Consider the following 12,621-nt stretch of genomic DNA (forward strand, 5'->3'; position numbering starts at 1 on the left):
GCAGATCCTGCTCGCTACGAATCTCCAAAATGGCCTTCGAATAGGGTGAGAACTCCTCCACCCGCGCACGCGGATAGGCCAGCACATAGCGCTCGGCCCGCTCCCAATCGTCCACATTTCGGTGCATAAAGGCGGCGCGAATAGCTTGGGTTTCACCGCCCTTCTGCAATATAAGTGGACAGAATTTGAAGGAACGATGGATATCGAAAATACCTTCACGGTTCTCGAAACCAAACAGCCACTGCCAGTCACAATGACTAAGGAACAGCTCGCGCAGGTCAGTAGTACCCTTGTCGGTATAGATTCCGCTGGGCACGATCATGCCCATGCGGCCTTGCTTGCGTAGCAGGGCGTGGCTGAGTTCCAAAAACATCTTTTGCAGGTACGGCTTGCCTGAGCCCTGGTGAATAAAGGGATGCGCTGGATCGGCAAAGCCCTTGTTCTTTTTACGCTGCTGCTGCCATTTCTTGTGCTCGGCCGCCGAGGCTTCGAAGCTCTTTTTACCACGTCCTCCCAGATTCAGGTCGTGTCTCTTATTGCCTTCCTTATCTTCAGTGACCCGGTCACCAAAGGGTTTCCCTGCCGCATTCATCCAGTTGGCAAAGGCTTTGAAGCCTGCCATGTAGGCAATCCAGTCAGTCTCCAATTGCGGCCAGGCGCGGAAATATTCCAACTGCTTGGCCAGCGCATCCTGCTTGCCGTAGGCACGGTAGAGTGGATCGTGGTTAGAGAAAAACTCCTTAGAATTGGGCTGCATGGTTTCCCACGGAGGATTACCCAATAGTGCATCAAAGCCACTTTGAGAGCTTGTGAACACATCCGGGAACTCCAGCTCCCAGTGGAAGAAACGCTGACGGCGCGCCACCTCGGCGACAATGGCCAGAGCCTGCTCATTGGGGTCGGCAAATTCCCGCGGTAACGGTGCAAGTTCAATCTCTTCGCCGGGCCAGAACCAAAGCGCGCACCATAGGTCCATGCGCGCTTTCAGAGCGTGGTAGTGCGGATTGTTCAGCACCTCATTACGATAGACTTCGGAGCGTTTCTCGCTTTCGTGTACAGGCAGGCGATGCAGCTTCTTGAACACCTTAAGCAGCTCGTCATGCACATTACCGGCATCCATCGCGGCATCAAGGTTCATCTGTCTATTGATGACCGCCTGCAACTGCTTGGGCACAGCTTTAGACCGAGCTTTGATGGCATCGGTAAATACATCACCCTTGCGCTTGCCCTTGGCATCTTCGTACCAGTGATTGATCAGGTTGTCAGCCTTCTTCTTCTGGTAGTCCTTGTCGCCGCCTTCCCGCTCCCAAGCCATGACCGGATAGTCACGGTAGGTATCAAACCAAGTACCGACCAGGGCGTTGCCAACCTTGAGCTTGTGATCGAGGAAACCGAAGGGCAGGTCGCGATCCATGGTTTCCACCCACAGCGCCATGCGCCCCAGCTCCACAGCCAGAGGGTCGAGATCCACTCCGTACAGGCAGTTTTCTACAATATGACGCTTGAGTTGAGCGCGCAGTGCATCTTCAAACCCATCATCCTTGGGATTGAGCTTGGTCAGTTCATCACTGAGCAGTTCAGCCAATTCGCCATCGGCCATACGCGGCACACCGCCGTCTTCGCTGCGTTCGATCAGCTTGTGATGGAACAACGACTGAGCCAGTGCGTCGGTTAGGTAGCGCAACGCCCCCGCAAGGAAAGAGCCGGAGCCCATGGCCGGATCGCATACCTTGAGTGCCAAAATCTGCTCGGGCCTTTTCGGCGCCCACTCCACTACAGTGTCCAGACCGGTGCGCGGGTCGGTTTCACTGCGCACGGCTTCATAGGCCAGCGGCTGCAGGGTGCGGCGTACGGTGGGCGCGGCCAACTGCGGTCGGGTGTAAAAAGTGCCAGCACCTTTACGGGTACCACCCCAGCGCACCAAGAAAAACTGACCAGGCGTAACCATACGGGCGCACAGCTGTGTACCAGCTTTTTCCAGTGCCAGTTGTTCTTCATCGCCAGTGGCGTTAGCTTTGCGCCCACGGGGCTTTTTCACCAAGCCAACAATCTGGGCAGCACGTTGCAACCAGGTATTGGCGCGTGCCTGGTGGTCCTCGCTGAGAGTGAGCTCATCGCCACTGTCTTCGCTGGTGGCATTTTCTTCTTCGCTTTCGTCTTCGATAGACTCAACGTCTTCGTCGGCGCTGTCTTCGCTGTCATCGGTCTCGTCAGCTTCCTCGGCATCTTCTTCACCTTCATCGCCGCTGTCATCTCCTGACTTGTCCTTTTTCTTCAGAGCCTCGAACAACTGCTTGATAGCCTTGTCGCCCATCGCCTCCAACTGCGAGAGGGTGAGGGCCGGCTGGTTACCCACGGCAAGGAAGATCACCGGGTCATTGTCGCTGGCCTGTTTGAGCTCGAAATCGAGCAAGCCTTCGTAAAGAATCCCAATATATTCCGAAGACAGGGTGGAAAAATCCACTGGCGCATCCACCCAGCGGCTACTGCGGCCCTGACGCACCTTCATCTTAGTGCGGGTCAGCAGGCGCAGTAGTTTGTGCACCTGTAGATCGCTGACCATATTCTGATTGCTTTCCAGCAACGCCAGCGCGCGGGAGATGCCATCGTTACTGGACGGGTTACCCGGCTCGAACAGGGCACCACCATACTGAGGAACGGCAAGGCGCTCATGGGCCGAGCCTTCGTGGATCAGGTTGAACAAACTTATCAGCCGCGGCCAGGCGCTGCGGCCCTGGCTCAGGCGTTCGTTGCCGCGGCCACCGGCCCGGCGATCCAGCTGATGGCGTAATCCTTCCAGGCTGTAGGCTTGCTGATATATAGGGTTGTCGACTGGCATCAAGCCACGGGCTTCGGCAAACAGGGTAATGATGCAGCGCATGATGATGCGCGAGCCGGCGACGTACAGATCTTTGTAATCATTCGCCTGTCCTTGCTGTTGAGCCTGTTCGATGGCGATATGGGAAGCCGTGATCAGTTCCTCGACACCCTGGCGAACACGCTCACCCAGTACACTGGACAGCTCCGCCTGGCCTTTGCGCGAGGCGCTAATAGCCTGCAGGATTTGGCTTTGGCCGTGCTCAAACAGGAGAGCATTTCGGTTGAGCAGGGTACGCCATACTACGGTTTGGGCAGAGGGCTGACCTTCGTTGAACCAAAGGTCGATATCCCACTCACACCAGGCGTCGTAATCAGTACCGGCATGCACGAGGCGCCATTGGCGACCATTGGTTACCAGCGCTAGTGCCTGTCCAGTGCGACGCAACCACTCCACCACCCGCCCAAGCAACTGACGTGAGCGACCTACTCCAAGACGACTGGCAAACTGACGTGAGCCACCATCATCAGGTACGAATAATGCCAGAACTTCCCCGTTTGGCCCCTGCCACAGGCGACGAGGCTTGATTTGGGCACCCGTAAAGCTGCGCACAGCCCAACGGCTATCGACACCTTGGGCCTTTTGCCATTCCTCTGCTGGCAACCCTGAAAGATCCTGCAGGATGTAGTCCAGCATACTGCTCAGGGTTTCATTGCTGCCGTCAAAGGCCGTGAGTGCTCGCCGGAGCCTCTCAGCCTGGTAGTCGGACATCTTCGCAGCTGGTTGCGGAAAAAACTCATCCAGTTTGGACGGAGAAATCAGTAGGCCGCCGTGCTTGAGTTGCGTCCATCCTTCTGCATGCAAGCTCATGCAACCACCTCCGGAAATCGAATTTCAATAGTGACCGGGAAGACTTGAGCTTCGCCTCGCAGGGAAAAGCGACGAGGTAGCACCTGCTCCAAAATGCGCCGCTTCTCTTCGGTCAAGCGTTCTTGTAAATCACCTAAATGGTTCTGACGACGTTTGAGCTCATCCTCCAGATCACGCAGACGCTTTTCCGCCAGTGCATCGGCATCGTCGAACAATTTCTGTTGGATACTGGCAACGCGCTGCTCTTCGATCGCTCGCTTCAGCTTCTCGATACTCTGTGCTTTCTGCAGCGCGGCGACCTCACGAATACGTTGCTCGAAGGCTTCCTTTTCATGGTTTTTCGCCTGCTCATACGCGGTCTTGAGTTGGCTGCGCAGGATCTGAGTCAGCTCATCTCGATAACTGCCCACTAGCGCTCTGATGTCGTCTTGCACCTCGTCCCATACCTCACGAGCACAAGCTACGTCGGCAACGCTTTGCTCCGCCAACAAACCGTGATGTGGCCCGTTGAAGGACACGGGTTCACCTAACATGCGGTTGCTCACTGGCAAGGCCAGGGTGCGGGTCCAGTGGTGGAAGGTTTCACGTAGATCGTTGACGGCCATCTCTTCAACGGTGAACAGCACCAATGCATCGACGCCGGCCGGAACCTGGCCGCGAGTAACCAACCATCGGCTAGGCGGTTGGAAGTCGGCCTGCCCGCCAGGAAAGCGCAAACGCGCAAAAGCATTGAGCGACTGACGCAGCAACGGATGCCCCAGATGCAACAGCACGGTATCTGGAGATGGGCGGAAGACTGGGCGTCCATTGATGTTGTGGATAAAGAAGTGGTTGTCGAACACCAGCCAAGGCATGGCGCCGCTGACACCTCTCTGCGAAGGTAAGCGTAGACTGTCATCAACTACTGCCTGCCAACGCATTGGTAGTGGTGTACGCAAGCGCATGCGACCCTTAGCATCCGGGCCATCCAGTACTTCGCGCGAGACTCCTAGACTCATGGCGACACAGAGTGTGTCCTTGAGCGTTTCGGGGCTCAGATCCAGGTCCGCCAAGAGTTGCTGAAGACGCTGCTTTTCGTCTTCACCTCGCTCTTGGGTGTGTACCTGGGCGTCTTCGGTCGCACTTCTGCGACTGCTGATCTGATGATCGAGATCATCTAGCACATCGCGGTCTTGATTCATTTCCATCATGCGGCGCTGGAACGCTGCATCGAACAACTCACCCACCGAACCCAAATCCTCACGGATATCGTTGACCTTGCTAAGCACACGGGCAACGAACTGCAAGTCACTGTCATCTTCGCTGGTGAAGTGAAAGATGGTGACATCTCGAGATTGGCCATGGCGGTCGATACGGCCGTTTCGCTGTTCAAGACGAGAGGGGTTCCACGGAATCTCGTAATGCATCAACAAGCGTGCGGTGTGCTGCAGGTTAAGACCTTCAGAAGCAGCATCGGTCGCTATCAGGATTCGTACCGGGGCATCAGGGTCGTTAAAGGCGCGTTTTACCGCCTCTCGCTCGTCCTCATGCATACCACCATAAAGCTGGCAGATGCTGCCGGACTCAGCCCCATATTCGGCATTTAACCGGTTCACCAGGTAATCGAGCGTGGTCTTGTACTCGGTGAAGATGATCAGGCGCTCATCGACTTTCCATTGCTCAGCGTTACGCAGCTCCTTGCCAATCAGCTCGCGCAGTCGATCAAAGCGGGCATCAGACTTAGGCTTTGCTTGAATCACTGGCTGCTTGTCGAGCCCCAATGACTTCAATGCAGTATCAATTGCCTCAATTTCTGGCTGCAGTAAAGCCACGTAGGGGTGCATCCAGGCGCCGACGACCTGAGCGGCATGACGGCTGCGGCTCTCACGCTCCTGATCATCATCGATATCTTCTTCACTGGCACGGCGTGCCGCTGCAACCTCAATAGCCTGCAGTGCCTCTTTGGCGGCCAAACCCTCTCTAAAACGCAACCAGCTGTCAGCAAAGGCTACAGGACACGACAGCAAGCGCTTGCGCAGAATCTCGATGGCGAAATTGAGCACCATGCGTGCTTCAGGCGCGGTGCGGATAATGCCTTTTAACTGCGAACAAAACCTGCGAACGGCAACCGCCAGCTCCTGCTCCGGCTTGAACATGTATAGAGGCAGGGGTTCGAGATAGCGTTTGGCAAAACGTGGCACCCTACCAGCCTGGCGATCCTGGTCGTTGATCTCGCTTTTCAGCCGCCGGATCAGCACATCGCCGATCATCTTGCGTTCTTTGTCGGTAAAATCCGGTGTTTGAGTGAAACGTACCGGGTCAAGCTGTTCCAACAGACCAGAGAAACAACGGGTATGGCCATTGTGGGGGGTTGCGGTCAAGAACAGACGATGTTCAAAGTACGGCGTAAGGACCCGCAGCATCTTCGCTAGGTCGCTGTCCTCACCGAAGTTAGACGGCATCAGGTTGTGGGCTTCATCGACAATCAGTAGATCCCAGGGCAGTTGTGCCCCACCGCGCTGCTTGATGGATTCACAGTTGGCGATGAACTGCTCCAGCACATCTGGCTGGCGCAAGTAGTGGTAGGACGTAATGATTCGCGGCAATGCGCGCCAGGGATTTGCATCCAGCCCCATCTCTTTTTGCAGCTTGTGAGTGGCAGCTTTGTCGACAATATCGAAGCCGAGAGAGAACTTTTCCTCCATCTCCTGCTGCCACTGGGTGCGCAGAGCCGCTGGGGTGATGATCAACACCCGACGTATACGACGCTTACGGATAAGCTCAGCCAGAATCAGACCGGCTTCGACGGTTTTACCCAAACCCACATCATCGGCCAGCAGTAGAGAGACACGTGGCATGCGCATGGCTCGCGCCAAAGGCACGAGCTGGAAGTCATCAACGCTGACCGCTCCATATACCGGTGCAGTTGGCACTGACTCAGAACGCTCATAGGGATCACTTGCGGATAAGAACGGAGTAAGGGCGCTCCAGCGAGCGGCACGCTGCAAAGCCAGGAATTCTCTCTGCTGCATCGGCGCTTCGCGATCAATTTTGGGCAGCGCATTCGGCTCCAACACCACCGGGCAGCGCTCACGCTCCCAAAGTAGGGACTCTTCCGCATCACCATCGGCATCGCTGAACTCGATAGTAACCAGATGCAGCAAAGCAGACGTCTTGCTATCACTGAAGGGTTCTACAGAGGAGATCACACCGCGGCGGTTACGGACGGTGGCAAGCATGCCAACCCGAGGTAGATGACTGACCGCTGTGTCTGAATTGTTCATTGGTGATTCCGTTCGATTTGAAGTCGGCATAATGGCTATTAAGAACTGGATCTCTAGCTCTGAGCGAGGCAATCCTCAATAGCCACAAGAGGATACGGTTTACGCAGATTCTAAACGTTAACCGTCTGGAGCGGATCGAGCCAGAGCCGGTTTGTTGAGTTCCAGATCTAATTTTATCGACGAGGTAGCCTCAGCTGACCAGTCCGTAGACACCGAGCCCCATCGGGCCTCAAGCGCAGGTGCTGAGCATCCTTGACAAGATACTTCACTGCCTTGTGCACATGACGCCGAATGACTCGATCACTCCTAAGGATGCGGCCGATACCACACCCGTCTCCGTATTGCTCCTTATCGTGGTTACAACTGTATATGTACCCCTGACCGTGCGTAATGCCCTCCCACAACTCGCCGAGCTGGATGGCCTTATAGACATCACCCTGCACCTCGTTGCCATTGAAAAAGTAGGCTGCATGGACGTGGTAGCCCCCACCATCATTTCTGTCTCCCTGCTCCACCGAATAAATGTGGCCGATGAGGTGCTCAAAGATCACATTGTGCCTGTGCTTGGCAATCAGTTGATCCAGATCATCGAACACATGCTCAACTCGCAGCCTGGCCTGTGCCTCACAACGGTAGTGGAAGTCGACCCTGATGATAGTGATGCGCGAGTAGAGCTCACACAAGGCATCGACGTAGCCGCATACTTGAATCTCCTGCTCCTTGGCCTGGTGTCGGAGATCATGCTTCCTACGGAGATACCATCGTTCACGAGTCAACTGACGGATCCGGGCGACCAAAACGTTCATGCTGTGATGATGATCCAGGTAGGCCGTACCCCGCTCATTCAGACAAGCAGGGCCATCAGGATGGCGCTCCAGCCCAACGTCCTGACATGCAGCCCTGAACGCCTGGAGGTGCTCGTTGTATCTGTATTCGATACGGTCTTCGAATAAGTCGACCATCTGCTGGATATGATCGAAGTACCGAGAGAGCCGAGTCTCTTGGATGCGTTCGTAGCCCGATCGCACCGGCTTGATTCGGAATGCCGGTGAATCGGAATCTCCGATGACCTGGACAAGCCGCTCAATCTGAAGAGCAATGTCGGATTGGGAAAGGTGGGTGTAAGTCTCGCGAGTGGTCATAGATGGGTCACCTGGTTGGTTGTTGTGCATACCAGGCATGGGTTGTGTATTTTTTAACCGATTACCTATACCTGCCTGCGCAGTAGGCGCAGCACTAGATAAATTTCAACGGCTATTGACACATTAGACATTGATAGACTTGGCTAGCTATTGGCTATATCAATAGAAGCAGCCCAGCACATTACCGATCCGACCGGGGAGAGCTGGCAATAGTGAGCAACATTGCCTCCTTGCCGAGAGATTTGCCGGATCGCATCCTGGGAGAGTTAGCTGAGAACACGGGATCTACCCGAAGCGGCATAAACGCCATGACCAGCCGTAGCCAGTCATGGCGTAAATTGTCAGTTCTAGCTGGCCAGAGCGCGCACCACAGTACCCTCCTCCAGGTCACGCTCCTCGATTTTAGCCAAGATCCAGTCATGCACCTCGCTGTGGACCCAACCGACGCAGCGATCCCCCAGCGAGACAGGTTTAGGGAAGGTGCCTTCCGCGATGTATTTGTATATGGTCGACCGCGCCAGGCCAGTCGAGTCGACAACTTCTTTCAGGCGGATGATCCTCATGAACGGGGCTCCTCTTTTTCGTTCAGAGAATCGGGTTGTCCTGTAAGAAAATACTACACATGCCTGAGCGAGTATTACTGAAACTGATGCTACTGAGAACGCACGCGTACTTTCCTCTGTTCTCCGTCGCTCATTTCATGGCCAACAGTTTACCGCTGAACGAGAGGATCAGCAGTCGTTGCAAGCCTTGCACCTTGTCCCACCTGCCTTCTCGTGTTGCATTGGTGATACGGACCTAGAGTCGTTTTACTTGCGACTCGACCTGGCTCCAGTGTAGGAGTCAGGCCGATATTAAGTTCAAAGGCGCAGGCCCTTGTCTCGCAGGTAGTCGTTGAAGGTTTCAAGAATCCCAGCCGTCAACTAGTATTTCTCCTGGAGATGCCTGAAATTCATAATCTTAGTGGCTTCAGGGGTCGGGCGCTGAGCATATTTCCGCAGGAGGCAGACTGCCTGTGCTGTTCGGAGTTTCCCTAGCGCAGTCTTTTCCATGGCAAATTCCGGTCGACTCCGGACCGGAGTACAAGCATTACAGCATCAGGGCTATGTGAAAGCACAATTCTGTGGACTTGCAAAGAATACGGCGTAACTGAGCACACTGTTTGCAGTGTCAAACCTGTGGATGGTAAGCGGGCATTTTTTGACTCCTGCGGAAGAGGTGCGTCCGTAAGGAATGATCACCAGGATCTGCCCTAGTTCTTCAATAATCAGCGCCTAAAGATCGAGCCTTTGCTGAGACAAAAAGTCGGCCATTTTCGGCTGCTGGGCGACTTGATCGAAGCCTTCCGAGCCTCCTAGTGATTTCTTTCTCTTCATAGTGGCTGCTCTTTTGAGAGAGATCGCGGATCTGTGTCTTTCCATTTCGCTGATGAGGGAACACCCTTCAAAATTCGCGGCAGATTTTATTCGGCTTAGGCCGTTTTAACCGGTAGGCGGGGGTAGCTAGTGGATTCTACTCTCAGCTTGCGCGGGCGTAAGTCGACTCTACTGGGAGCAGCATTGACTGCACCTTGCTCCAGAGGTGTCTCCGACGCGCAGGAGGAGAGTGTAGCTTCAAAGAAGAATGCCCATAGCCCCAGGTTTTCGGGCACAAACGGTAAACTACAAAGCATAGAAAATTCCTAGAATGAACAACGAATATTTATAGAGCAGGCAGTAAAAATTCATAGGTAGTGGATAGGATTGAAACAGAATCTGCTAGAATACATCGAATGATAGATTTTTTATTTGCACAACCTCACTCTAATAGAACAAATACATGAAACAAAAAGATAGTTTTATCCTGGCAGACGACTGGAATGACGATCTGGCTATCCTGCTTGAGGACGTGCGAAACGATCCGCGCCGGGACATATGGCTATGGCTATACCTTGTCATTTATAAGAAAGCTCAACTCCCATATGCATCCTGTAATGGGTCAACCATGCGAGAGGAAATCGCCCGTTTTGTGGAAAGTAGGCAATCCATCCTCAGGCGGCTAGGGGAACTTACGGACCATCATCTACTTTCCACTGAACGTATAAAATGGATAGATCAGAGCGAACGGCAATACCGATGGCTGCAACCCAGGATTCAGAGAATGACTACAGAGGGAACTCATTCGGGGTTGCCCCAGGGATTAGTGCACCTAACCGGCAGGAGTCGTCTCATCGCCATGATCGATCTTTGGGACGTCTACATTGCAGAGAAAGCTGAAAAAATCGAGCTTCTCCACAATGAATGGCTACAGCACAAGGCACGAGACAGTGATTTCGAATGGTTTGGAGAAAAAAAAGAAGGTCCCCTACGCTGTAAATGCGCTTGGGACTGGCTGAAAAAAAATCGTTTACCCCCACATTTAATAGCTACACCTATAACGAACTACACTGAACTAGTTATGTTCTTCGACCACGCTGACTATGGCCCTACTGAGCAAAAAGCAATCATTAAGGCGATCAAGCAGTTGTGGAGTCGGAGACAATTCGATGTGCGCGCAGTAGATAAGAAGCAGGTTAACGTCATGCTGGCAAAAAGCGCCATCAGCCTACTCGATGGGCTAGCAGAGAAGCACAAACTGAAACGAGCTGAAGTCCTGGAACGGTTGATAACCATGGAGTCCGAGACCGGGGAGTATTTAGCAGGCAAACCTTAGAACCGTGGGAGACCTAAAATATTTACTCTGCAACCAACAATGCACGGCGTCTCACCTCAGTTTGGTGAGGTTTCCAGCTGACTATGGCGTCGAAACCGGGGCATAGCACCCGCAGCGGTCAACAATTTCCGCCGCCGCGCGATGCGATCAACGCCACCAATCAGCTTCACGGCACACCCGTTCTATTTCGGCCAGGAAACGCTCGCAGCGGGACTGCTTGCGTTTTTCGCCTATTCGAAATTGGAAGCTCATGTGACTATGGGATAGGGCTGATGTTGGGAGGCTGAAATATCCGAAGCTCACAGGGGATATATCCACGGCAGAGACACAATCCGACGCCTACCTTCCTCTTCCGTCGACAACCCTGACTCCGGTATTCCAAAAAGTATTCCACGCGAATTCAGACAATCAAAATAATCTTTCAAATCAATCCATTGCACGACAAGTTCAAATGCCCCCGGCACTAGGCATCAAAAAACTCAGCACTAACCGACGCCCAGCCTCTAGCCAGCCCCTCTCCCCGACAAGCACACCTCTAACCGTTCACCCAAACCCCAACCCTCACTCCATAACGCCCTCTTCTTTAAGGCTCAGCCGAAAAGTATCCCGAGCAGTCTTCCCCACATACTTCGTCAACGCATAATTCGCCGTGCCGCCCACTACAACCCCAATCCCAAAAGGAATCACTTTAGCGGCAGCCTTCTGGGTGAACGTAATCCCGATCTTCTTGAACAAATCCTTGATCACTTGCAAAACCGGACCCGTGAGGTACTTCTTGACCATCCGCACCCCAGCCTTGCTGGCGATTCGGGTCGTTCCCGTAGTCCCCATCTGCTCCAGGGAACCGTAGAGGGCGATGATGTACGACATGTGCTTGGCGTCCTCATTGGACATCTTCCCGTTGATCGCCACCGCCAGGCACATCGTCATATCAATCTGAAGCTTCATGCACACCGAAATGTCCGCCAGCCCGCCGCCCACAGCACTCACCGCAGTTCCGATACCCGGGATAACACCCGGCAGTGCAGTGGCAGCACCAGAGGTGGCGGCCAATTTTGAGTAGCGGCTGATAATCTTGTCGACCACCGTGTCCTCGATTTTCTGCTCCGAGGCAGACGGCGAGGCCTTGCGCGCCTGCGCCTGGTACTGGGCGACCAGCTCCCGCGCATCTTGGGGACTAATGGCGATGGCTTCCACCATCTTCATCAACGATGAGCTGCTTTCTACTACTTCAGTGGTCATGCCGGATTCCGTTCGTAAAATGGTTTGCCAACTGCCCGCAAAAGCGAAGCATGGGTATCAAGGCGGTCAACATGGCGTCTGGCGCAGGGTCTCACACAACCCGATACTGGCTGCGCCGCTAAAGGTCCGTGCCCCGCGCAGGGTTGCAGCAGCCCTTAGCGCTCAAGAAGCCGCATGGCTGATGAGGCATAATGCCATCATTTGATTGCAAGTCTCCACCGGGCCAGGTGAAATCGGTTTTAAACCGTTCCATAGGCATTCAGCACTGCACCTGCCCAAGCAGCGGCCTATTCAAAAGCCTCCCTTAACGGCCTTGTGTCACAGCCATGTCCTGCAAAATGACCACCTTGCGCTGCAACTGCGCAACATGCTCTCGCTCCGCCCGCAACGCTGACCGTAGCTCGCGGTTTTCCATCTCCCAAATTTGCAACCAACGCAAATCCCGCTGGCAGTGCTCCACCTTCTTGCCAAGCTCCCCCAGCTTCAACCCTTGCTGGATCAGCACCAGCAGGATGATCCCCATTGCCACCAAGGCCCCCGTCGCAATCACTTCCGGCATCGTCATGTTCATGTCCTTTGATGCCTCCGATGCATT

Annotated in this window: 8 protein-coding genes and 2 pseudogenes; 2 read left to right on the plus strand and 8 right to left on the minus strand. The window is 54.2% G+C overall.

Going from position 1 to position 12,621, the window contains the following annotated elements; translation table 11 throughout:
• The 6 genes and pseudogenes from LVS58_RS00005 to LVS58_RS25160 form a co-directional block, all read right to left on the minus strand.
• Window positions 1–3,688, minus strand: a 3,688-nt coding sequence (locus LVS58_RS00005) for an Eco57I restriction-modification methylase domain-containing protein (protein ID WP_442796418.1), incomplete at its 3' end; no start/stop codon positions are given.
• Window positions 3,685–6,951 (minus strand): DISARM system SNF2-like helicase DrmD, encoded by a 3,267-nt coding sequence (gene drmD / locus LVS58_RS00010; RefSeq protein ID WP_233689392.1) that lies wholly within the window; start codon window positions 6,949–6,951, stop codon window positions 3,685–3,687. The genes drmD and LVS58_RS00005, both read right to left, overlap by 4 nt.
• 173 nt (window positions 6,952–7,124) lie before the next feature.
• Complete coding sequence (locus LVS58_RS00015; RefSeq protein ID WP_233689393.1) at window positions 7,125–8,093, minus strand: inovirus-type Gp2 protein; 969 nt, start codon at window positions 8,091–8,093, stop codon at window positions 7,125–7,127.
• Between the two features lie 347 nt (window positions 8,094–8,440).
• A complete protein-coding gene (locus tag LVS58_RS00020) occupies window positions 8,441–8,656 on the minus strand; it encodes a helix-turn-helix transcriptional regulator (protein WP_233689394.1) in 216 nt (71 codons plus the stop codon).
• A 130-nt stretch (window positions 8,657–8,786) separates the two neighbouring features.
• Complete coding sequence (locus LVS58_RS25035; protein WP_276217120.1) at window positions 8,787–8,885, minus strand: reverse transcriptase N-terminal domain-containing protein; 99 nt, start codon at window positions 8,883–8,885, stop codon at window positions 8,787–8,789.
• A gap of 71 nt (window positions 8,886–8,956) precedes the next feature.
• Window positions 8,957–9,073, minus strand: a pseudogene (locus LVS58_RS25160) (IS5/IS1182 family transposase); the annotation flags it as partial.
• Between the two features lie 121 nt (window positions 9,074–9,194).
• On the opposite strand from LVS58_RS25160, the pseudogene LVS58_RS25165 reads away from it, so the two are divergent.
• Window positions 9,195–9,323 (plus strand): annotated as a pseudogene (locus tag LVS58_RS25165) (IS5/IS1182 family transposase); the annotation flags it as partial.
• Window positions 9,324–9,911: 588 nt separating this feature from the next.
• Window positions 9,912–10,784, plus strand: a complete 873-nt coding sequence (locus LVS58_RS00025) for a hypothetical protein (RefSeq protein WP_233689395.1) — start codon at window positions 9,912–9,914, stop codon at window positions 10,782–10,784.
• Between the two features lie 561 nt (window positions 10,785–11,345).
• On the opposite strand, the gene LVS58_RS00030 is transcribed toward LVS58_RS00025, so the two are convergent.
• Both LVS58_RS00030 and LVS58_RS00035 read right to left on the minus strand, forming a co-directional pair.
• Window positions 11,346–12,026 carry an EcsC family protein gene (locus tag LVS58_RS00030; RefSeq protein WP_003249877.1) on the minus strand — a complete coding sequence of 227 codons (681 nt, stop codon included), beginning with the start codon at window positions 12,024–12,026 and terminating at the stop codon, window positions 11,346–11,348.
• 304 nt (window positions 12,027–12,330) lie between these two features.
• Complete coding sequence (locus tag LVS58_RS00035; protein WP_070096287.1) at window positions 12,331–12,591, minus strand: hypothetical protein; 261 nt, start codon at window positions 12,589–12,591, stop codon at window positions 12,331–12,333.
• Window positions 12,592–12,621: the final 30 nt, after the last annotated feature.

It is taken from the genome of Pseudomonas sp. JR33AA (assembly GCF_021378985.1).
Lineage (GTDB): Bacteria > Pseudomonadota > Gammaproteobacteria > Pseudomonadales > Pseudomonadaceae > Aquipseudomonas > Aquipseudomonas alloputida.